The organism is Pseudomonas sp. IB20 (assembly GCF_009707325.1).
Lineage (GTDB): Bacteria > Pseudomonadota > Gammaproteobacteria > Pseudomonadales > Pseudomonadaceae > Aquipseudomonas.
Genome location: NZ_CP046103.1, coordinates 3,288,068 through 3,310,728 on the forward strand (window position 1 = coordinate 3,288,068; position 22,661 = coordinate 3,310,728).

General features: G+C 62.5%; 15 protein-coding genes and 3 pseudogenes. 8 read left to right on the forward strand and 10 right to left on the reverse strand.

Going from position 1 to position 22,661, the window contains the following annotated elements:
* Nucleotides 1–124 precede the first annotated feature (124 nt).
* Together arnT and GJU48_RS15130 are read left to right on the forward strand one after the other, a co-directional pair.
* On the forward strand, nucleotides 125–1,780 hold the full coding sequence (arnT, locus tag GJU48_RS15125; RefSeq protein ID WP_094951539.1) for a lipid IV(A) 4-amino-4-deoxy-L-arabinosyltransferase: 1,656 nt from the start codon (nucleotides 125–127) through the stop codon (nucleotides 1,778–1,780).
* Nucleotides 1,781–1,805: 25 nt separating this feature from the next.
* Nucleotides 1,806–3,323 (forward strand): ArnT family glycosyltransferase, encoded by a 1,518-nt coding sequence (locus GJU48_RS15130; protein ID WP_094951538.1) that lies wholly within the window; start codon nucleotides 1,806–1,808, stop codon nucleotides 3,321–3,323.
* A gap of 315 nt (nucleotides 3,324–3,638) precedes the next feature.
* Here the strand turns inward: GJU48_RS15130 and GJU48_RS15135 are convergent, their stop codons facing one another.
* A complete protein-coding gene (locus GJU48_RS15135; protein WP_094951536.1) occupies nucleotides 3,639–9,908 on the reverse strand; it encodes a non-ribosomal peptide synthetase in 6,270 nt (2,089 codons plus the stop codon).
* 491 nt (nucleotides 9,909–10,399) lie between these two features.
* On the opposite strand from GJU48_RS15135, the gene GJU48_RS15140 reads away from it, so the two are divergent.
* The 3 genes and pseudogenes from GJU48_RS15140 to GJU48_RS15150 form a co-directional block, all read left to right on the forward strand.
* A complete protein-coding gene (locus tag GJU48_RS15140) occupies nucleotides 10,400–11,194 on the forward strand; it encodes a helix-turn-helix transcriptional regulator (RefSeq protein ID WP_094951535.1) in 795 nt (264 codons plus the stop codon).
* Nucleotides 11,194–12,615: an efflux transporter outer membrane subunit gene (locus tag GJU48_RS15145; RefSeq protein WP_094951552.1), complete on the forward strand. Its 1,422-nt coding sequence runs from the start codon at nucleotides 11,194–11,196 to the stop codon at nucleotides 12,613–12,615. Before GJU48_RS15140 ends, GJU48_RS15145 begins: the two co-directional genes overlap by 1 nt.
* 83 nt (nucleotides 12,616–12,698) lie before the next feature.
* Nucleotides 12,699–12,998: pseudogene (locus GJU48_RS15150) on the forward strand (fumarylacetoacetate hydrolase family protein); the annotation flags it as partial.
* Between the two features lie 80 nt (nucleotides 12,999–13,078).
* Here the strand turns inward: GJU48_RS15150 and GJU48_RS15155 are convergent.
* The 7 genes and pseudogenes from GJU48_RS15155 to GJU48_RS15185 form a co-directional block, all read right to left on the reverse strand.
* A pseudogene (locus tag GJU48_RS15155) lies at nucleotides 13,079–13,354 on the reverse strand (Rid family hydrolase); the annotation flags it as partial.
* Nucleotides 13,306–13,443: a hypothetical protein gene (locus tag GJU48_RS15160; RefSeq protein ID WP_155296030.1), complete on the reverse strand. Its 138-nt coding sequence runs from the start codon at nucleotides 13,441–13,443 to the stop codon at nucleotides 13,306–13,308. The gene GJU48_RS15160 and the pseudogene GJU48_RS15155, both read right to left, overlap by 49 nt.
* A gap of 63 nt (nucleotides 13,444–13,506) precedes the next feature.
* Nucleotides 13,507–14,436 (reverse strand): pyridoxamine 5'-phosphate oxidase family protein, encoded by a 930-nt coding sequence (locus GJU48_RS15165; RefSeq protein WP_094951532.1) that lies wholly within the window; start codon nucleotides 14,434–14,436, stop codon nucleotides 13,507–13,509.
* Nucleotides 14,437–14,515: 79 nt separating this feature from the next.
* Entirely contained in the window at nucleotides 14,516–15,382 is an 867-nt protein-coding gene (locus tag GJU48_RS15170) for a LysR family transcriptional regulator (protein WP_155296031.1), read from the reverse strand.
* A 10-nt stretch (nucleotides 15,383–15,392) separates the two neighbouring features.
* Nucleotides 15,393–16,310: pseudogene (locus GJU48_RS15175) on the reverse strand (LysR family transcriptional regulator); the annotation flags it as partial.
* A 34-nt stretch (nucleotides 16,311–16,344) separates the two neighbouring features.
* Nucleotides 16,345–16,977 carry a glutathione S-transferase family protein gene (locus tag GJU48_RS15180; RefSeq protein ID WP_094951529.1) on the reverse strand — a complete coding sequence of 211 codons (633 nt, stop codon included), beginning with the start codon at nucleotides 16,975–16,977 and terminating at the stop codon, nucleotides 16,345–16,347.
* Between the two features lie 104 nt (nucleotides 16,978–17,081).
* Nucleotides 17,082–17,966 (reverse strand): LysR family transcriptional regulator, encoded by an 885-nt coding sequence (locus tag GJU48_RS15185; protein ID WP_094951528.1) that lies wholly within the window; start codon nucleotides 17,964–17,966, stop codon nucleotides 17,082–17,084.
* A gap of 147 nt (nucleotides 17,967–18,113) precedes the next feature.
* Here GJU48_RS15185 and GJU48_RS15190 point away from each other — a divergent pair, with 147 nt between their 5' ends.
* Both GJU48_RS15190 and GJU48_RS15195 read left to right on the forward strand, forming a co-directional pair.
* Nucleotides 18,114–18,887, forward strand: coding sequence for a glucose 1-dehydrogenase (locus GJU48_RS15190; RefSeq protein WP_094951527.1), 774 nt, complete (start codon nucleotides 18,114–18,116; stop codon nucleotides 18,885–18,887).
* Nucleotides 18,888–18,900: 13 nt separating this feature from the next.
* Nucleotides 18,901–19,995, forward strand: a complete 1,095-nt coding sequence (locus tag GJU48_RS15195) for an L-idonate 5-dehydrogenase (RefSeq protein ID WP_155296032.1) — start codon at nucleotides 18,901–18,903, stop codon at nucleotides 19,993–19,995.
* On the opposite strand, the gene GJU48_RS15200 is transcribed toward GJU48_RS15195, so the two are convergent.
* Both GJU48_RS15200 and GJU48_RS15205 read right to left on the reverse strand, forming a co-directional pair.
* Complete coding sequence (locus tag GJU48_RS15200; RefSeq protein WP_094951525.1) at nucleotides 19,952–20,743, reverse strand: ABC transporter permease; 792 nt, start codon at nucleotides 20,741–20,743, stop codon at nucleotides 19,952–19,954. The genes GJU48_RS15195 and GJU48_RS15200 overlap by 44 nt on opposite strands.
* Complete coding sequence (locus tag GJU48_RS15205) at nucleotides 20,740–21,417, reverse strand: ABC transporter ATP-binding protein (protein ID WP_094951524.1); 678 nt, start codon at nucleotides 21,415–21,417, stop codon at nucleotides 20,740–20,742. The genes GJU48_RS15200 and GJU48_RS15205 overlap by 4 nt, the downstream gene beginning before the upstream one ends.
* 131 nt (nucleotides 21,418–21,548) lie before the next feature.
* On the opposite strand from GJU48_RS15205, the gene GJU48_RS15210 reads away from it, so the two are divergent.
* Nucleotides 21,549–22,625 (forward strand): aldo/keto reductase, encoded by a 1,077-nt coding sequence (locus GJU48_RS15210; protein WP_094951523.1) that lies wholly within the window; start codon nucleotides 21,549–21,551, stop codon nucleotides 22,623–22,625.
* Nucleotides 22,626–22,661 lie beyond the last annotated feature (36 nt).

Consider the following 22,661-nt stretch of genomic DNA (forward strand, 5'->3'; position numbering starts at 1 on the left):
AGTTGCACCTGTTACTTCTGGACGTCATGAATACTTTCATCGACTTAGTGAACTTTGTGATCCTTTCTACTCTTACTAACCTGCCCCCTTACTTCACCTTTAAACGTCAAGGAGCGACGTTTTCATGACCCGCCTGAAACCCTTACCGCTATTGTTACTGGCCTTCGCCGTGTTTTATCTATTGCCCATGGGCCTGCACGGTTTATGGACCCCGGATGAAACCCGCCTCGCCCAGATCAGCCAGGAAATGCTCCTGAGCGGCAACTGGGTCGCACCGCACTTCATGGGTGTGCGCTATTTCGAAAAACCCGCTGCCGGCTATTGGCTGATCGCCCTTGGCCAGGCAGTGTTTGGCGAAAACCTGTTCGGCGTGCGCATCGCCTCGGCGTTGACCACCGGCCTGAGCGTGATACTGGCTTACCTCATCGCACGCCGCCTGTGGAACGACCCACGCAAGAGCTTCGCCTGCGCCCTGCTCTACATGAGCTTTGGGCTGGTGGCCGGGCAAGCGGGTTACTCCAACCTCGACCCGCAATTCACCTTATGGGTCAACCTCAGCCTGGTTGCGCTGTGGTTTGCGCTGGACAACCGCACCTCGCGTGGCCGGATGGGCGCCTGGGCAGTGCTGGGCGTGGCCTGCGCCATGGGTTTTATGACCAAGGGCTTTCTGGCCTGGCTGTTGCCCGTGCTGATTGCCGTGCCGTACATGCTTTGGCAGCGACGCTTGGGTGAATTGCTGCGCTACGGCCCGATCGCCATTGGGGTCGCGCTGCTGCTGTGCCTGCCGTGGGTGTGGGCGATTCATCTGCAGGAACCGGACTACTGGCGCTTCTTTTTCTGGCACGAGCACATCCGCCGCTTTTCCTCCGACAAAGCACAGCATGCGCGGGCCTGGTGGTTCTTCCTGCCGATCATGGTCGTGGCGTGCCTGCCGTGGGCGGCGTTGTTGCCAAGCACAGCGCTCAAGGCCTGGAAAGACAAAGGCCAACCGGCGATTATTTTCCTCGGCTTGTGGTTGCTGCTGCCCCTGGTTTTTTTCAGCCTGAGCAACGGCAAGCTGCCCACCTACATCATGCCGTGCCTGCTGCCGCTGGCGTTGCTGATGGGCCATGCCGTGACCGACCTGATCAACCGCGGCAAAATCCGCGCCCTGCGGGTCAACGGCCTGCTCAACCTCGCCATCGGCGTGGCTGCGATGGCGGCACTGATTTACCTGCAAATCGATGACCCGCTGTACAGCAACAGCCACGCTGAGATGTACAGCCTGTCCCTGACCTTCATCGTGCTGCTGGGTTGGATCCTGGCCAACGTGCTGCAAGCCTTCCGCCCGCTGACGCTGTGGGCCATGCCCGCACTGGGCATCGGCTTGCTGGTCGCCCTACTGCCGGCTGGCATGCCGGAAGAAGTCACGGATACCGCAATGCCCGATCAGTTCGTCCTCCAGCATCTGGATGAACTGCAACAAACCCATGCTCTTATCAGCAATGAACTGGGCTCGGCGTCCGCATTGTCCTGGCGACTGCGGCGGCCTGAAGTGGCTTTTTATGACACCCGGGGCGAACTGAGCTACGGCCTCAAATATGCGGATTCGGTGCACCGCAAAGTCGATCTGGACAGCATTCAGACCTGGCTCGCCGATGCGCGCCAGCAAGGTTCGGTCGGGGTGCTGATGCGCGTCAGAAGCACCAGCGAGCATCGCGAAGAAGGGCAATTGCCGCCGGGAGGCAAGCGCTATCGCAAAGGCGCCATGCTACTGATCATCTACCCGAAAATTCCTTAACGTTACGCCCACGGCGAGTAAGCCCATGAGTTTCTGGAAAACCGAACGCGGCGCCCTGGTGCTGCTGCTGGGCGCCTCGGCGCTGCTTCTGCTGCTGGGGCTGGGCAGTCGCGACCTGTGGGGGCCGGAAACTCGGTGGGCCAACATCGCATTGCAGATGTTGCAGAGTGGCGACTACTTCGACCCTTATCTCAAAGGCGCGCCGTACTACGACAAGCCGCTGCCGTCCTACTGGCTGATCACCGCCTCTGCCAACCTGATGGGCGGGCTTGGCCCGTGGTCGCTGCGCCTGTCGTCGGTGATCGCGGCGTGGTTGAGCGTCTGGCTGGTGTACCTGATCGGCGAACGCCTGTTTCGTAAAGGCACCGGGCTGATCGCCGGCTGGATGCTGGCCACCACCTTCTACTTTCTGTTCTGGGCGCGGGTCGCCACCGCCGATGTACTGACTGTGTGTGGCGTGCTGGCGTCGGTGTGGTGGTATTGGCGCGGGCCGGATGACACCCGGCTGGGGCGCTACACAGTGTTTTTTCTGCTGCTGGCGGCGACGTCACTGTTCAAAGGCTTGATCGGCTTTGTGCTGCCGGGCCTGGTGCTGTTGCCGCACCTGCTCAGCGAACACCGCTACAAACGCCACCTCAACCTGCGCCTGCTGCTGGCGATGCTGATTGCCGCGGCGTTCTATGCGATTCCCTTCGTGCTGTCGCATGTGTATGGGGCGCCGACCTACGGCGAGAGCGGCCTTGACCTGGTGTTCAAGGAAAACGTGGTGCGTTTTTTCGACCCGTTCGACCATATGGGGCCGATCTACACCTACCTGATCTATCTGCCCGCCTACACCCTGCCCTGGGCGCCGTGCTGGCTGCTCGGCGTGTGGCTGGCGCTGCGTCACTGGCGCCAAACGCCACCCAACGTGCGCTGGCTGGTATGGGGCCTGGGCCTGCTGTTTGTGTTCTTTACCGCCAGCGGCAGCCGCCGCAGTTACTACGTGCTGCCGCTGGTACCGTTTTCCCAATTGTTGGGCGCCTGGTGGCTGAGTGAACGCCTGCAGAAAAAACCGGCCAGTTGGCCGCGCTGGCAAAAGGGTTTTGGCATCACCGCCGGGTTGTTGCTGTTGGTGCTGGGCGTGCTCTACCCCTGGACCACCGGCAATGGCGGCGTAACCCGCTTTGCCGAGGATGTGCAAGCCGAGGCGGTGAAAAGCGCGCCGTGGAATCAATGGCAGATGGTGCTGGTGGAGGTCGATAACAAGTTGCCGATGTACCTGCAAAATGGCGGCAAACCGTTCTATTACGTGAGCGAGAACCAAGACTTCCCGCGCCAGGGCGACAGCGCCGCACTCATGGCCTGGCTGGTAAAAACCAGCGGCCAGGGGTTTGACCCGCAGCACACCATCATCGTCGCGCAGTACTCCAAGGACGACCCGACGCCGTTGGCCTACCTGGGCGCGGATCACAAGGTGATTACCACGCAGCCGGACAATGGCGAGCGGCTGTTTCAGAAACGTTCAGGCGGCAGCGTGGCATTCATTCCTGTGCCACGCTGACAGGCCCCATCAGAGGCCGCGGGCATTCATCAGTGTGTGGAACGCCGCCAGCACCGCCTGCGGTTTTTCCAGCCTCAGTGGGTGGCCGTACGCGCCCAGGGCGACCTTCGCGAACACGACGCCCACTACGCACGCACCGCCGAATTTCTGCACGCGGCAGCTGGCAGTGTCAGAAATTGTGGTGAGCTGCTACCTAAACACTGTAAAAAAATGTGGGAGCTGGCTTGCCTGCGATGGCATCAACGGTGTGTCACTGATACACCGAGGTGCCTGCATCGCACGCAAGCCAGCTCCCACATTGGCCATGCCCAGTACTCAAATTCGGCGGCGTCGGTTGAGTTGAGGGATGGCGGTTTGAGGCACTTCCACCTGTTGCACCTGTGTCGCAGTGCAAGCCGCGAGCTGCGCCAGTGTCGGCTGGCTGAACAAAGTCCGCGCATCCACTTCCAACCCAGCCTTACGCATCCGCGCCACCAGATTCACCGCCAGCAAGGAATGCCCACCCAGCTCGAAGAAGTGGTCATGCCGCCCTACCCGCTCCAACTTCAACACATCCGCCCAAATGCCTGACATCAAGGTTTCCAATTCGCCCACGGGCGCTTCATAAGCCCGGCTGACCACTGCATCCAACCCAGGTTCGGGCAGTGCCTTACGATCGAGTTTGCCCGCCGGGTTGAGCGGCAACACATCAAGCTGCACAAAGGCCGCCGGCACCATATATTCCGGCAATTGCTCCAGCACATAGGCGCGCAAGGCATCCAGGCCCGGCGCTTGCCCACGCAGGGTGAAGTACGCCACCAAACGCTCATCACGAATCAGCACCGCCACTTCACGCAATGCCGGGTGCGCCGCCAGGCGTGACTCGATTTCACCCAGCTCCAGCCGCACGCCGCGCAGCTTGACCTGGAAGTCATTGCGCCCCAAGAACTCCAGGTTGCCGTCCGGCAGGTAACGCACCAAGTCGCCGGTGCGGTACAGCCGGTCACCGGCCACAAACGGGCTGTCGATAAAGCGCTCGGCGGTCATCTGCTCCAAGCCCAAATAACCCCGGGCCACGCCAACGCCGCCGATGTGCAATTGGCCGCTGACGCCCATCGGCACTGGCGCGTCGTGGTCGTCCAACACATACAGACGCGTGTTGTTAATCGCCCGGCCAATCGGCAGTTGCAGGGCAGGCACAGGCTCGCCGGGTTCCAAGGTCCAGGCGCTGCTGTCCACCGTGGCTTCGGTAGGGCCATAGACGTTGTGCAAACGCACCTTGGGCAAGCGCGCCTGCACGCCACGGGCCAGGGCTTGGGTCAGTTCGCCGCCGCCGCACAGCACGTCAGTGAGGCTGGTGCACAAGGCCGACTCTTCCAGCTCGAGGAACTGCTGCAACATCGCCGGCACGAACTTGATTACCGTGACCTGCTGCTCGCGAATCACCTGCGCCAGGTAAGCCGGTTCACGATGCCCATCGGGCCGTGCAAGCACCAGGCGCATACCGTTGGCGAGCGGCCAGAACAGTTCCCACACCGAGCCGTCGAAGCTGAACGGCGCACGCTGCAACAAGGCGCCGCCTTCGGCATTTGGGCACAGCTGGGAGCCCCAGCGCATCAGGTTGCCCAGGCCGCGGTGTTCGATCATCACGCCTTTTGGCGTGCCGGTGGAGCCCGAGGTGTACATCACGTAGGCCAGGTTGGCGACGGTCAAGCCGGGCACCGAAGGATTACCGATGGGCGCCTGGCTCCAGCCGTTGTGGTCAAAATCGATCACCGGGATAAACACCTCGCCTGGCAGCTCGCGGGTGGCGGCGTGCACCAGCAGCGCCACCGGTTGGCTGTCGTTGAGCATGTAGGCCAGGCGCTCGCGTGGGTAGCCTGGGTCGAGCGGCACATAGGCGCCGCCCGCCTTGAGAATCCCCAGCAAACCGACGACCAGATCCAACCCGCGCTCGACGCACAGCGCCACCCGCGAATCCGGCTGCACCCCGCGCTCACGCAGGTGGAAGGCGAGCTGATTCGCGCGTTCGTTCAGCTCGCGGTAAGTCAGTTGTTGCTCGCCAGCCTGCACCGCGATGGCATGCGGGATGTGCCGCGCGCGGGCTTCGAACAACGCCGGTAGCGTGAGGGTCTCGGGATAGTCAGTGTCGGTGGCGTTGAAGTCCACCAATAGCCTGTGCAGTTCGCTGGCAGGCAGCACCTGCACGGCGCGCAATGGCGTGCTGGGTGCGCGTTCAAGTGCATGCGCCAGGCCGTGCAAGGCCGTGTCGAGGTAGCCCAGCAGGCGCTCTGCGCCGACCTTGCGCGGCGCCTTGGCCTTGAGGCGAAAGCCGCTGGCAATGTCGTCAACGGTGAGCATCAGCGGGTAACTGAGGATGTCTTCGCTGCTGAGCAAGGCAATGCCCGGCACCAGGTTCAAGTCTGTGTCGGCAGAGGTGTGGCGGTAGTTGAGCAGGCTGTTGAACAGCGGCGACGCGCTGCTGCAACGCTGAGCCAACGCGAGCGAGGCCTGTTCATGGGCGAGCAAGGCGCTGAGCTGCACGTGGGTGTCGTGGAGTGCATCGAGCACGGTTTGCCCGGCCAGGCGCACGCGCAACGGCAAGGTGTTGATGAACATGCCCAACGCGCGGTCGGCGCCCTCGCCCGCCTGCAAACGACCCAGCAGTACGGTGCCGAACACCACGTCATCGCGGCCCGCGACGCGGCTGAGCACGTGCGCCCAGGCCAGGTGAAACAGGCTGGCCGCACTCACACCCAAGGCTCGCGCCTGCGCCCGCAAGCGTTGGTTGAGGGACTCGCTGAGCGGCTGTTCGAACGCTTCAATTTCAGCCCGATCCACCTGGCGGTCCTGCAAGCCGAACGCCAGAGTCGGCTCGTCAATATCGGCCAGGCGCTCGCGGAAGAATGCCTCGTGCGCAGCCTGACGCGCGGATGAACGAGCGTGCGCGACCACATTGCGATACGGCACCGGCGCCGGCAGTTGCGCCTGCTGGTCGAGCAGGTGGGCGCGAATTTCATCCACCAGCACGGTGGTCGAGGTGGCGTCGTTGACCAGGTGATGAAAGCGTAATTTAGCAATCCAGCGCTGGTTCTGCGGCTCTTCGGCGTAGTCCAGGGCCATCAAGGGCGCCTGGCGCAAATCCAGCGGTGCAGGCTGTGTGCGCAGTGGTTCAACCCGCAACTGCGCTTCGCGCCATACCACTTGCATCGGCTGCTCAAGGGCATCCCACACCAGGCTGGTGCGCAGGATGTCGTGACGGTTGATCACCTGTTGCAAGGCTTGGGCAAACGCATCCAACTGCTCGCGGCTGGCAAAGCTGAACATCGCGTGTTGCTGGTACGGATCGCGTTCGTCGGTGAGGTGGTGATACAGCAAGCCTTCCTGCAACGGCGCCAGCGGGTAGATCTCCTGCACATTGGCGGCCCCTCCTGGAATGCCGGCGACGATGCGATCAAGGCTGGCCTGATCCAGCTCGGCCAGCGCGAGCTTATCTGCCGTGATGTGAGTGCAACCCAGCGGAATTCGATTGGCTGGCACCTGCTCTTCGCGGCCGACACTGGCTGCTGCCAGCGCCGCGAGGGTCGGCTGGCCGAACAATACCGGCACGTCGGCGCGCAACCCGGCATCACGCATGCGCTGCACCAGTTGCACGGCCAGCAGCGAGTGCCCGCCCAGTTCGAAGAAATGGTCGTGGCGCCCCACCTGCTGAACCTGCAGCAGCTCGGTCCAGATCTGCGCCAGGGTGGTTTCCGCGCCCTCGTGCGGTGCTTCAAACAGGCGCGTGACGAACGCGGCTTGCGTGGGTGCAGGCAAAGCCTTGCGGTCGAGTTTGCCGTTGGCGGTGAGGGGCAACACGTCCAGCCTCACATAGGCAACGGGCAGCATGTAGTCCGGCAACGAGGCTTGCAGATGAGCGCGCAGCGCTTCGATATCAACGCTGTGCTGCTCGATAAACCAGGCCAGCAATTGCCCTTCGCGACACTGCACCACGGCTTCCTTGAGCGCCGGATGGGTGGCCAACGCGGCTTCGATTTCGCCCAACTCGATCCGCACGCCACGGATTTTCACTTGGTCGTCATTGCGCCCCAAGTAGTCAAGGTTGCCGTCCGGCAGCCACCGCGCCAGATCGCCGGTGCGGTACATGCGGCCATCATTAAAGGGATCTTCAAGGAAACGCTCGGCACTCAGTTCAGGCCGATTCAGGTAACCTCGCGCCACACCCTTGCCACCGACGTACAACTCCCCCGCCACGCCGATGGGCACCGGCCGTTGGTGCTCATCCAGCAAGTAGACCTTGGCATTGGCCACAGGCGCGCCGATATGCAGCGGCCGGCCCGCCTCGACACGCCCGGAAGTGGCGACCACCGTGGCTTCGGTGGGGCCGTAGTTGTTGATCACCTCGAAGGTCTGCGCCCGAGGAAAGGCGCGCAGGCGGTCGCCGCCGATCAGCAAGGTGCGCAGGGTCGGGTGATCCAGGCGCTGGCTGAACGCGTACTCGGCCACCGGTGTCGGCAGGAAGCACACCTCCAACGGCTGCGCGCGCCACCAGCTCAGCAGTGCATCAAGGTCCAGCGCGTCATCCTGTGCCGGCGGCAAGTGCAGCGTCGCGCCTACACACAACGCCGGCCAGACTTCCCAGGCCATCGCATCAAAACCAAACCCGGCCAGGCTGGCGGTGTGGCTGCCCGCGTGCAGGTTGAACGCCTGGCAGTGCCAGTCCACCAGGTTCAACACGCTGTGGTGCTCGACCATCACGCCCTTGGGCAGCCCGGTGGAGCCGGAGGTGAAGATCACATAGGCAAGGTTGGACGGCGTGACCGCGACGCGCGGGCTGTTGGCGAGGTACACGGCCGGGCCGCCCAGGCGGAGCACCGGAACATCCAAGGCAGGCAGGCGATGCAGTAAATCCTGCTGGGTCAGCACCGCCACGGGGGCGCTGTCGTGCAGCAAATAGTTCAGGCGCTCGGCGGGATGGGCCGGGTCCACCGGCACATAGCAGGCGCCGGACTTGAGGATCGCCAACAGCCCGACCAAAGTGTCCAGCCCGCGCCGGGCCACAATCGCCACGCGGTCATCCGGCTGTACGCCGTGCTCCAGCAGTTGCTGGGCCAAGGCGTTGGCTTGTTGGTCGAGTTGGGTGTAGGTCAGTTGCCGGCCCTGAAACACCGCCGCTACGGCATCCGGTGTACGCGTGGCCTGGGCTTCGATCCGCCCGTGCAGGGTTTGCGTCGCAGCGTTGGGCTGCGCGGTGGCGTTCCACTGCTGCAACTGCGCCTGTTCGGCCGGCGTCACCAGGCAAAACTCAGCGACTGTCAACGCAGTATTTTCCAGCCCTTGCTCCAGCAGCCAGCTAAAGCGCTGCGCCAACGCCTGCACTTCGTCGTGCTTGAAGTACGCCTCGTTGTACACGCAGTGCAGGCACGCGGTGGCTTGGTAACGGTTGCTGCGCAGGTGGATAGCAATCGGCAGCGGTTCATGGTGGTTGGACACCTTGATCGCCCGGGCCTGCACCTGGCCGTAACGCAGGTCGTGGTCGTCCTGCTCGAAGGACACCGACAGATCGAACAACTGGCCGCGCCCGCTGCGGCGCAGGCCCAGCTCCCGGTTCATCTCGCTTAAAGGAAAACGCTGATGGCGCAAATCCTGTTTGAGCTGGTCGCGCACGCCGCGCACCAATGCGCTGAACGACAGCTGTTCGCTGAATTGAAAACGCACCGCACTGACCTGGGTGAACAAGCCCACAGTGGCGCGAAACCGCGCGTTGGAGCGGTTAAGAATCGGCAGCCCCACCACCCACTCATCACGCTGGCTGGTGCGGGTGAAATACACGTACATCGCCGCCAGCAACACATGAAACGCCGAGGCTTGGTAACGGTTGGCCACTTGCTCCATGCGGTTGAGCAGCGCCACCGGGAACGCTTCTACGAAGGTGTTGCTCGGCGCTTGGGCGGTGTGCCGGGGCGTCAATAACGGCTCGGGCAGTTGCTGGTATTTGTCCAGCCAATAGGCGCGGTCGCGGGCGTAACGGGCGGATTGGAGGTAGTGCTGGTCGGAGTCGATAAAGTCGATATAGGACGGCGCCTGCGGCTCCGGTTGCCGACCGTGTTGCAGGTCGGTGTAGAGGCGCGCCAGGGATTGCACCATTTGGCCAAAGCCCCAGCCGTCGAGAATCAGGTGATGGGCCTGGATGCCGAGGCGGTAGTGGTCTTCGTCGAGCTTGAACAGGAAACAATCAAACAGCGGCTCGCCGGCCATGGCATAGGGCCGGGCCATTTGCACCTGTATCCATGCCTGGGCTGCCGCCTGCGGGTCGGGCCGGGTGGAGAAGTCGTGCTGCGTCACCTCTACCGCCAACGCCGGGGCGAAGGTTTGCCGGGGCAAGCCGTGGGCGTCGGTGTGCAGCTGGGTACGCAACGCGTCGTGCTTGGCCACCAGCAATTCGACGGCGCGTTGGATCAAGTCCGGTGCTATGGCACCGGCAATATCCAAATAACCACCAATGTTGTACAGCGGCGAGTCGCCCACACGCATCTGGTCGAGCCAGATGTCCTGTTGGGCGGCGGTGAGGGGGAAGCTGGCCGGCAAGCTTGCGGAATGCTGCATAAGATCCTTCTCATGGGTGTCAGGCACTGGCCGCGCAGGGTGGCCCATTACGACGAATGTGCCGGATTTGAGCATGGGGGTCGGGGGCTGTCTGTCACCCGAAACCCGGACATCCAAACGGATGGAAATGGGCTTGGCTGAAGGTTCATTGCTGAAACGATTAAAGGGCTGTAGGAGATTGGCTATATCTGGCCGATGTCCAGCTCGCCGAACGATTGCCATTAAATTATTTTCTCATTATTAATCAACTAGTTAATTCACTATAAAAAATCCACTGCGCTTTTCGTAGGCGGAATACCCCGTCAGAAACGTCGAATTAATGACGTGGTTTTTATGTCAACTTGTGTCCCTCGTTTCCGCTACATACGTAGGACAAATCCCTATGGCTAAATAAAATCTCGAACGCCGAGTAACGTTCAAGCAGTACGGAGCGACCCGACGCGGACCCAGGGTGCCCGTTGACGGTTTTCGACATCAAGGATGAGATGGCTATGAGTCTGACCCGTAGTATTGGCGACACCCACAGCCCGCATTTTTATGCCGAAATGGGAGAGTTGATTTCAAACAGCGGCCACGAAGACTTCGCTGCCAACATGCTGCATTTGGTGGACAAGTGGGTGCCCATTCATCTGGTTGACCTCAGTGAATGGACCCTGGATGAACTGCGCGACAGCGTGCGCGAGATCAAGCTGCTAGGCAGTGCCGGGCTGAAAAAGGATGTGTCTGCGCCGCAGGCTGTACACCCGCTGAGGGACCACCCACTGCTGCGGCAAATGCTGCGCATGCAGGACCCGCTGTTGATCCAGTTGAAGGCCAAGACCAACAGCGAACACCCGCGTGGCAGTTCGCACCAGTGCAACCTGGTTTCGCGCCAGGGCAATCGCCGCTGTGTGATTTCGTTCTATCGCCTGCCGACCCAGCAGGGGTTTTCCCTGGCCGAGTTGTCGTTTCTCAAATGCCTGTCAGACACCCTGCTGCCGCTGATGGAGCGGCATGCGCAGATCCTGCGCCAGGCGTCGCACAACGAGATTGAGCCGGCCCACAACCCACTTGAGCAATCGCAGTTGCAGCGCGAGTTCTACAAGCGTTTGTCCCTCAGCGATATCACCCTGTCGGCGCGCGAGCAGGAGGTGTGCCTGGGCCTGTTGACCGGCGGCACCGTGCCGCAAATGGCGGAAAAACTCAGCGTGAAAAACAGCTCGATCGAAACCTACCTCAAGCGCGCTGCTGCCAAGTTGGGCGTGAGTGGCCGGCATGGTTTGGCCAAATGGATGGTTGGCGCCTGATGAATAAATGGATGCTCACCAGCGTAAGCATGGCCTGGATGCTCGGCGGCTGTTCGTTGATCCCCGAGTACCAACGGCCGGCGGCGCCGGTGCCTGTGCAGTACCCCCAAGGCGGGGTCTACAGCCTGGCGCAGGCCGGTGCCGTGGCGGTTACACCGGACTGGCAACAGCTGTTCCACGACACGGCCTTGCAACAGCTGATTGGCGCGGCACTGGTCAACAACCGCGACCTGCGTGTCGCGGCGCTGAATGTGCAGGCCTTCCAGGCGCAGTACCGGATCCAACGTGCAGACCTGTTTCCGGCCGTGTCGGCCAGCGGTGCCGGCAAACGCCAGAAGTTGCCGGGGGGCGTGACTGGCACGGGCAAGTCCGCGATCACTTCCAACTATTCCGCCACCCTGGGGCTCAGCGCGTATGAACTGGACCTGTTCGGCCGTGTGCGCAGCCTCAGCGAACAGGCGATGCTCACGTATTTTGGCACCGAAGAAGCACGGCGCAGCACGCAACTGAGCCTGGTGGCCAATGTGGCGAATGCCTACCTGACCTGGCGCGCCGACCAGGAACTGCTGGCCCTGGCCCAGCAGACGCTGGTAGCCAACGACCACAGCTGGCAACTCACCAGCCGCAGCAAAAACGCGGGCAAGGCTTCAGCGCTGGACGTGGTGCAAGCGCGCACGGCCGTGGAAAGCACCCGCGCCAGCGTGGCCCGATACGAACGCCAAGTCGCCCAAGACCTCAACAACCTCGCCCTGCTGGTGGGCGGCCCGGTGGATGAAAACCTGCCATCGCGGCCACTCGCCGCTGACTGGGTGGCGCGCGTGCCAGCCGGTTTGCCCTCAGACCTGCTGCAACGGCGCCCGGATATCCTCCAGGCCGAATATCAACTGCAGGCGGCCAACGCGAATATCGGTGCGGCCCGCGCGGCGTTCTTTCCTTCGGTCACCCTCACCGCCAATGCCGGCAGCGCGAGCAAGGAGCTGTCGGGGCTGTTCAAGGGTGGTTCGGGCACCTGGACCTTCCAGCCGCAGATCAACCTGCCGATCTTCAACGCCGGCAGCCTGCGCGCCAGCCTCGATTACGCGAAACTGCAAAAAGACATCAGCGTGGCGCAGTACGAAAAGTCGATCCAGACAGCGTTTCAGGAAGTCGCCGACGGCCTCGCTGCCCGCCAAACCTTCAACGACCAGTTGGAGGCGCAACGCGATTTCGTCGCCGCCAACCAGGCTTATTACGACCTGGCCCAACACCGCTACCGCAGCGGCGTGGACAGCAACCTGACGTTTCTCGATGCACAGCGTTCGTTGTTCAGTTCACAACAGGCGCTGATTGTGGACCGGCTGGCGCAGTTGGTGGCGGAGGTGAACCTGTATACGGCGTTGGGTGGCGCATGGGGGGATGCGTCGGTGCTGTCACGGCGCTGAGGTGATTAATGCGCAATCACCGCCTCCGCTTCAATCTCGATCAACCACTGCGGCAACGACAACCCGCTGACGATGATCCATACGCCCTGGATTACCTGGCCGGTTACACGGTGTGCAACGACTACGCGATCCGCGACTACCTGGAAAACTACTACCGCCCCAACCTGCGCGTTAAAAACCGCGACGCCACCACCCCGGTCGGCCCGTGGATCGTCGATGTGGCGGATGTGCCCAGCTTCATGACCCTGCAACCCGGCGACATGATCGCCACCGGCACGCCCGAAGGCCTGGCCGATGTGGTGCCGGGTGACGAAGTGGTGGTGGAAGTCGAAGGCGTGGGCCGCCTGGTCAACCGAATTGTCAGCGAGGCGGAATTCTTTTAGTTGGTGGCGGAGGTGAACCTGTATACGGCGTTGGGTGGCGCATGGGGGGATGCGTCGGTGCTGTCACGGCGCTGAGGTGATTAATGCGCAATCACCGCCTCCGCTTCAATCTCGATCAACCACTGCGGCAACGACAACCCGCTGACGATGATCCATGAAGACGGCGGCGGGTTATGCGGGAAACGCTGGCGAAGGGCTTGCGCGATCGGCTCCTGCTGATCACGCGCAGGCTCGGCGATGTACAGCCGCAGCATGATCACATGGGCCAGATCGCCGCCGACCTCGGCCAGCACCTTTTCGATATTGTCTAACGCGGTGGCGGTTTGCTCGGCGATACCAGGCCCGACGGTTCGCTCACCATGCCGAATTCAAAACGTTTGTCGGCCCACTGCTTGCCGAAGGCCAACAGGGCGTACTGGTCTTCGACTTTGCCGCTGACAAGCACTGATCGGCGCGCGCAGACAGGGGTGGATGAGACACTAGATCGAGCGTGTTCGCTGGCCTGGCATTAATTCCCCATCGCCAAGCTATGGGGCGAAAACCCTGCAAACTGCCACCTCAACGCCAATGCCGCCGTGCGGCGCACCATATGTTCAACGGTCACCGTCCACAACCGCTGCGCGCCCTCAAACGCCGCCACTTCGGGGCCGCTGAGGATCAGTGAGGTGCGCCCGGCAATCTGCAGCACGTCGCCCGACTCGAAATCGATAAACAACAACCCCGCCACCGGGTTCGCCGACAGGTTGCCCAAGGTATTGAAGAACAGGTTGCCGGCGAAGTCAGGGATGGTCAGCACGTTGCCGTCGACGCGCACAAAACCGGTATTGCCGCCGCGATGGGAGACGTCTACCGAACGTTGGCCTTGCACGTCAACGAAGCTTGCGACGAAGAAGGTGTCGGCGTTTCGGATCATGGCCTGTGCCGTATCATCCAGACTGTTGGAACGCTCGGCCAGGGTGCCGGGTTTACGCGCAATCGCATCGACCGGGCGCAGTTGGATGTACTTGGGGCAGTTGCCGAACGTGTGCACCACGTCGACCGAGAAACCCTCGTGATCGAGGCGGCCGATGCGGCCATTCATGCGGTTGCGGCGCCGGGTGTTGAGGTCGATGCCCAGCAGGCCCACAGACCCGCCACGGAGTATTGCAGGCAGCGCCGGGTCACCCTTGGACGGCATGCTGTCGACCTGTAACGTCTGCGGATCCGGTGAATGGGCAAACCCCGGCGCGCCTTCCAGCAGTGTCGCCCACGGGATGCCCTGTGCATCCACCGCACCGAGCACCAGATAAGGCAGCAACGGATAAAAATCCCGATGCTGTTCCGGCAAATGATCACGGATCACCTTGGGCCCAACCACTGCCATGCGCTCGGCAACGCCGGCACTTTCCTGCATCTGCCGTTCGCCGGCATGCCAGGGGGATTGTTCGATCAGGTTCATGGCGATCACCTCATAGTGGATGGGCCCAGGCTAAGCTCAGCCGCCCATCGAGAGAATACCCACGCCAGGCAATCCACTATTACGCCAACTGAAATGCCGGATGTTCACGCAGCGCCGCCACGCAGTGGTCGACAAAACTGCGCACGCGCATCGGCGCATTGCGGCCCTCGCGGTAGACCACGTGCACCGGCAACGGCGGCCCTTCAAAGGCTGGCAACACGCGGCGCAATTGGCCGCTCACCCGATGTTCGTGAACCGGGTAGCTCAGGCAGCGAATCAACCCTGCACCGTGCACGGCCGCATTGATCGTGCCTTGCACCGTGGCGCAACTCAGGCGCGCGCGGGTCTTGAGTGAATAACCTTGAAAGTCCCAGTGCACCCGATCGGCGTTGGCGATCAGGTGGTGACGCTTGAGGTCATCGGGGTGCATCGGCTCACCATGAGTGGCGAGGTAGCCGGGGCTGGCGCAAAGGATAGGCCGCACCTGCCCCACCGACCGGGCGATCAGCGACGAACTGGGCAGTTCGCCCACCAGTACCGCCACGTCCAGCCCCTCTTCGTGCAGGTTGGGGTAATAGTCGTGATAGCGGGCGACGAGACGCACGTCAGGGTAACGGTCCATGTAAGCCGCCAACACCGGCGCCATCACGTAGCGGCTGAACAGCACCGGCAAAAATACCTGCAGATTGCCCTGGGGCCGCACGTGCAAGCCCTTGGCCGAGGCCTCGGCGGCGTCCACGGCGGCCAGTAGGCGCACACAGTCGGTCATGTAGGCGTTGCCCGCCTCGGTCAGGCTCACACCCTGCGTCGTACGCAGCAGCAAAGGCACGTGCAGGCGTGCTTCCAGGCGGGCAATCGCGCGGGCCAAAGTCGGGCCAGAGACCTGCGCATAACGCGCCGCCGAAGCCAGGCTGGGTTGCCCGGCAAGCGCCGCAAACAGCTGCATGTGCGTCCATAGCGCGCTGCTTCATCGCCGGGTTCAGGGCCGCGTCCTGCCCGAGGCGATGGGTGAGGAAGTCGACAAAGGTGTGGACCTTGGCCGGTACGCGGCCGCTCTTGAGGAACACCACCTGGATCGGTAGCGGCGCCGGTTCAAAATCCTCCAGCACGATCTCCAGCTCCCCTGCCGCCACCGAAGCCGCGACCTGGTAGGACAGCACCCGCGTCACGCCCCAACCCAGCCGCGCCACGTTAATCGCGGCATTGTTCGCCGTGACTACCAAACGCGGTTCGATGGGCACCGTCAGCGGCTGGCCGCCGTCGACAAACCGCCATTCACTCACCAACTGGCTGGAGGACGGGGTGACGACCTTCGCTTCACGCAGCTGCTCAGGCCGCGACGGGCGCCCGTGCTGGTCGAGATAACCGGGCGCGGCGCACACCACTCGGCGCACTTCGCCGATCTTGATCGCCTGCTGCCCCGGTTCCTGCAAATGGCCGATACGCACGGCCACGTCGACGCCTTCATCGGTCATGTTGATCACGCGGTCGACCAGCAAGGCGTTGATATTCACCAGGGGAAAGCGGTCCAGGTAATCGCCCAGCACTGGCGCCACATACAGCTCGCCGAACAGCACCGGCGCGGTCACCGTCAAGTGCCCACAGGGGATGGAATAACTGCCTGCCGCGGCTTCTTCAGCTTCATCCAATTCGGCGAGGATACGCCGACAATCTTCCAGGTAACGCTGACCGGCCTCGGTCAAGTGCAAGCTGCGGGTGGTGCGTGCCAGCAGTTGAGTGCCGATGCGTTGTTCCATGGCGGCGATGGCCCGGGTCACGCTCGGCGGCGAAGTGTTCAGGCGGCGCGCAGCAGCGGCGAAGCCCTCCTCCTCGGCCACCGCGAGAAACACCTGCATTTCATGAAATCGGTCCATCGGCGTTCACTCTAATAGCTACAGGGTATTCACATTACTGTGCTTGCAGGCCAACGGCCGTGCGCGGCATGCCCACGAAGCCCGGCAATGCTTCAATGCTGGTAAGCCAGGCGCGCACTTGAGGGTAGTCGGCCAGTGACACATTGCCTTCCGGCGCGTGGGCCACGTAGGTGTAAAAGGCGATATCGGCAATGCTCGGGTGTTCGCTGGCCAGGAAGCGGCTTTGGCTCAGTTGCTGCTCCACCAACTTCAACAGGGCGTGAGAGTGGTTGATCGCGGTGACGGTATCAACATCGGCGCCAAACACCACGGCCAGTCGCGCCGCAGCCGGCCCAGCGTGAAGTTGCCCGGCAGCGGCCGACAGCCAGCGCTGCACGCATGCTTGGCCGACAGGATCGGTCGGCAGCCACTGGCCGTTGCCATAGGTGTTCGCCAGGTAGACTAGGATCGCATTGGAATCGGCCAATACGGTGCCGTTGTCGTCAATCACGGGCACCTGGCCAAAGCTGTTGAGGCTGGCGATAAAATCCTGGGATTTCTGGGCGCCTTGCTTGAGGTCCACCAAGATAAATTCCTTGGGCAAGCCCAACAACGACAGCATCAGCTCAACCCGATGAGAGTGGCCGGACAGCGGGAAACCATAGAGTTTGATCGCAGGCTGAGACATGAAAGGCTCCAAAGGTGGGGGATCGAGGCCTGGCATAGTCTACCGCCGCCCTGATCGATGGAATCACCAGGATTTACAATCCAGTATTTCACCGGGTGAAACAATCATTCGCCAAATAATTCCACGATCAGATTAAACAACGTGGTTTTCACTGCGCTGTCCAACTCAGTCCAGGCCAGCCCGGTGCTGGCCTGATACGCCCCCAGTTCCAAGTGCCGCGACACACAATTGGCCGGCAATGCCCGCGCCGCTTGCTGCGGCAACACTCCAACGCCCAGCCCTGCCGAGACCAGCGCAAGCATGGTGGTGAACTCGCTCAGTTCCGAGGCGATGTCCAGGGTGATGCCCAACGCGTGGATAAACTCGTCGTAAAACCCCGGCGCGTAACGCCGCGCGAGGATGTACACCGGCACGTTGAGCAAATCCGTGGGCTGGAGTGTTTCCTGGGCCGCCAAGGGATGATCGATGGGCAAGGCCACGCAAAAGCTTTCGTGCAATACGGCGCGGGTCTGCACGCCAGGGTGCGCGGCGGGGTGCGCGGCGGGCAGGCGCATCAGGCCGAAATCCAGCTGGCCGTTTTTCAAGGCCGCGGCTTGATCGGGGCCGGGCATGTCCTTGAGTTCCAGCTCGATACGCGGGTAGCGCTGATGCACCGCGCGGATCAACGCCGGCAACAGCTGCGGCAGCACCGAAGACACAAACCCCAGGCGCACCCGGCCGATTTCGCCACGGCTGGACGCCCGCGCCGCATCCGCCGCCCGCGCAGCCTGGTGCAACGTGGCCTGGGCTTCAGGCAGGAACGCGCGCCCCGCTTCAGTCAGCGTCACCGAGTGGCGATTGCGATCCAGCAGGCGCACACCCAGGCCACTTTCCAGCAACTTGATCTGCATGCTCAGCGCCGGTTGCACGATCGACAGCTGCACCGCCGCGCGGCCGAAATGCAGCTCCTGGGCGAGCACCACAAAGGCGCGCAAGTGCTTTAGCTCCATAAAGCCTTCCTGGTTATCACAGAATTTGATCACTCAATCATAAATGAACATTGGACCTGCAGCCCTCGCTGGAGTGAAGTGAAGCCCATCCAAGCAACCCTAAAGCGGTTTTGCTTATAACACTAAGCACGCCAGGAGAGACGCCTCATGCACAGCGTTTTAGACACTTTCCGCCTCGATGGCCGGCTCGCGCTGGTCACCGGTTCCAGCGCCGGTATCGGCCTGGCGATTGCCCGTGGCCTGGCGCAGGCCGGTGCGCGGGTGGTGCTTAACGGGCGCAACCGCAGCACCTTGCGCGATGCAGCGGCCACGCTGACGTTGGAGGGCCTGGAGGTGCACACCCAGGCGTTTGACGTGACCGACAGCGCGGCGACCCAGGCCGCTGTGGCCGATATCGAAGCGCGCCTGGGGCCACTGGAAATCCTCGTCAACAATGCCGGCATGCAACGCCGTGGCCCGCTGGAAGACTACAGCGAGCAGCACTGGCGCGAGCTGATCAGCACCAACCTCGACAGCGCATTCTTCGTTGGCCAGGCCGTGGCACGGGTGATGATCCCGCGCAAACGTGGGCGCATCATCAATATCTGCTCGGTGCAAAGTGAATTGGGCCGCTCGGGGATCGCACCGTATGCGGCGAGCAAAGGCGCGTTAAAAATGCTCACCAAGGGCATGGCCATCGATTGGGGCCCGCATGGGTTAACGATCAACGGCATCGGCCCTGGCTATTTCAAGACCGAACTCAACGCCAACCTAGTGGCCAACCCCGCGTTCAGCGACTGGCTGGAGCAACGCACGCCAAGCCGCCGTTGGGGCGACGTGGCCGAGTTGGCCGGCGCTGCCGTCTTCCTGGCCAGCGACGCCGCCAGCTTCGTCAACGGTCATATTCTGTACGTCGACGGTGGTATTACCGCGTCGCTGTAACCCGGAGAGCCTTATGCACGCTATCGTTTGTCATGCCTCAAAAGACCTGCGCCTCGATCCCCTGGACGAACCGCAAACCCTCGCCCCCGACCAACTGCGCGTACGCATCGCCCGTGGCGGTATCTGCGGTTCGGATTTGCACTACTACCAGCACGGCGGTTTCGGCACCGTGCGCCTGCGCGAGCCGATGGTGCTCGGCCATGAAGTGTCGGCGGTGATCGACGCCGTGGGCAGCGAGGCCGGGTTGTTCAAGGCTGGCCAGCGCATTGCGGTGTCGCCATCACGCCCGTGCGGCGGTTGCCGGTATTGCCACCAGGGCCTGCCGAATCATTGCCTGAACATGCGTTTCTACGGCAGCGCGATGCCCTTTCCGCATATCCAGGGCGCGTTTCGCCAGAGCTTGGTGATCGAGACCCATCAGGCCCATCGACTGGCCGACCACGTCAGCCTCGCCGAGGGTGCACTGGCCGAGCCCTTGTCAGTGGGCTTGCACGCGATTCAACGTGCCGGCGCGGTGTTCGGCAAACGAGTGTTGGTGACCGGCTGCGGCCCCATCGGCAACCTGCTGATTGGCAGCCTGCGCGCCGCCGGTGCCGGTGAAATCGTGGCCGTGGACCTGTCCGCCAGCGCCCTCGCCTGCGCCGAAAAAATGGGCGCCACACGCACTCACAACCTTGCCGACGGCGCCGATGCGCTTAAGCGCTACAGCGCCGAAAAGGGCTACTTCGACGTGATGTTCGAAGTCTCCGGCAGCGCCCAGGCCCTGCGCAACGGCCTGGAGTGCATCGCCCCACGTGGCGTCCTGGTGACGGTGGGCTTGGGCGGTGATGTGTCGTTGCCGTTGAATCTGCTGGTCAGCCGCGAGATTGATATGCGTGGCACGTTCCGCTTCCATTCGGAGTTTGCCCAGGCGGTGGACTTGCTCAATCGTCAGATCGTGGATGTGCGCCCGGTGATCTCCCATACCGTGCCGTTTGGCGAGGCGGTCAAGGCGTTTGAGTTGGCGGCGGATAAGACTCAGGCGATGAAAGTGGTGCTGGATTTTGGTGCGATTGGCTGCTCTGTCAGCGTTCTTCGAGACGATCGCGCAAAAACCGGTGGCTCGTAGAAAACAGCCGCCGGTACGTGAGCAGCACCGCTCCCACCGTACCCAGCGCCGACGACGCGGCAATCAGAAACATGATCACGATCTGATACCGCACTGCGTCCACCGGGCTCTCCCCCGCCAGCACCTGGCCGGTCATCATGCCGGGCAGGCTGACGATGCCGACCACGGTCATCTGGTTCAACGTGGGGATCATCCCGGCGCGCACCGCCTGGCGAATCGCTTCCTGGGCGGCTTCCCAGCGTGAACCGCCGAGCGCCAGGATCATCTCGATGGTATTTCGCCCGGAGGTCAGTTCCTGGGTCATGCGCTCAATCCCCAAGGACACACCGGTCAGGGTGTTGCCAAGGATCATCCCCAAAATCGGAATCGCATATTGCGGCTCGTACCACGGGTGGATGCGGATCACCGCAAACAAACCCACCGCCGTGACCAGCCACGAGCTGCCCCACACCGACAGGATGCTGTCGACCCGTTGCCCGCGATAGGTCCTGCGCCCACGCCCCGCCGCCGACAGGCCGGCGATCAAGGTCATTGCGCACATCAGCGGCAGCACCACGTACCAGTAGGCGAACTCGAACACCCAGCCCAGCAGATAACCGATGGCCAACAGTTGCACCACAGTGCGCACCGCCGCCCACAGCAATTGTCGACCAAGGCCCAGGCGCAACAGCAATGACAGCGCGCCGTTGATCAGGATCAGCGAGGCAGCGATGCCCATGTCCAGCGCGGTGAGGTTTTGATAGTTCATGGCTGTGCCGCTCCACTCAGCACGCCCGCGCTCATGTGCAGGTGGATGGCGCTCATGCGTTGGGCCTGGTCGAGGTCGTGGGACACCCAGATGAAAGCGCGCGAGTTATCGCCGGCAAACCAGGCGTCGATCAGCGCTTCCACATCACGCGATGACGTGGGATCGAGGGCGGCAGTAGGTTCATCGAGCAACAGCACTTCGGGGTTCAGTTGCAAGGTGCGAATCAACGAGACCACCTGGGACTCACCGCCCGACAAGTCACCGGCGTTTTTCTGCAGAAAGTCCGGGGCTTTACCGGCATGCTCCAACAGCGTGGTGACGGCCTGCAAATCGAAGCTGCGCTTGCGCAGGGTCTTGAGGCTGAAGGGAAAACGCAGGTTGTCTTCCACCGTGCCTTCAAGCAGCGCCGGGCGTTGCGACAAGTAGCTGATGTGGCTGCGGTAGTGGGGAATCTCTGCATTGGCGATTGGTTGGCCATTCCACAAAATCTGCCCGGCGCTGGGCGCATCCAGCAGCGCCAGCGCGCGCAGGAACACGCTTTTACCCGAGCCGGAGGAGCCGGTGATCGACACGCGGTCGGCGCGGTTCAGGGTGAAATCCGTGGGGTGGAGCAAGGCCACTTGGCGGCGCTCATCCCGGCGCGTGAGGGCGCGGGTTTCTATCAGTGCGCTCATGGACGCGGTGTTCCTCTTAAATCCTGTTGGTGCAATGGTGCGGCAGGTGCACGAAGATTTCATGAAAAAATTCAAACTATCGCCCTTCATGTCGTTCACACCTTCACGTGCAACGTAAAACAGGAGGCGACATGCTCTACCGACAACTGGGCCATTCGGGCCTGCTGGTATCCGAAATCATCCTGGGCACCGTGCCCTTCGGCGGTCGCGCCGAATTCGAAAAATGCGGTTCGGTGGGCGTGCCCCAGGCCAAGCGCATGTTCGACATCGCGTTCGACGCCGGGGTAAATATGGTCGACACCGCCGACCTCTACTCCCACGGCCTGGCCGAAGAAGTGGTGGGAAAAGCCTTGGGCGACAAGCGCCACGACATCCTGCTGGCCACCAAGGGCCGTAGCCCCTTGGACAACAACCCGAACAACTCCGGCTCCTCGCGTTACCACCTGATCCGCGCCTGCGAAGCCAGTTTGAAGCGCCTGGGCACCGACCACATCGACCTCTACCAATTGCACAACTGGGACGGCCTGACGCCGATCGAGGAAACCCTCGAAGCGCTGCGGCTGTTAGTTGGCTCGGGCAAGATTCGCTACTTCGGCACCAGCAACTTCACCGCCTGGCAGATGATGAAAACCCTGGGCAAGGCTGAGCTTCACGGCATGCTCAAACCCATCACCCAGCAGATTTACTACACGCCCGAATCCCGCGAGGCCGAGTACGAATTGCTGCCGCTGGCGCTCGACCAGTCCATCGGCACGCTGGTGTGGGGCCCGATGGGCGAAGGCCTGCTGACCGGCTCGACCCGGCGCGGGCACAAGCCACCGGCCAATACCCGCCAGGGCAGCGGCTGGCCGGAACCCTATGTGCATGACCAGGAACGTGCGCTGGACATCATCGAAACTCTCGCCGCCGTGGGCGATGAGCATGGCGTGTCGGTCGCGCGCACGTGCCTGGCGTGGCTCAAGGATCGCCCGGGCATTACCTCGCTGATCGTCGGCGCTCGCACCGAAGAACACCTGCGCGACAACCTCGCGGCGACCGAACTGAAACTCACAGAAGAACAGTCTTCACGTATCGAAGCGGTGACCCGTCGCCAGCCGTTGTATCCATACTGGCATCGTTTTACCGCCGGGATTGACCGCTTTGACCCGGCGGAGCAACCGTTCCTGGCTGAGCATCAAAAGACCATGGATGCCAGAACAGATAAGTAAGGGACTATACATAGCTAAATGTGGGTGCTGGCTTGC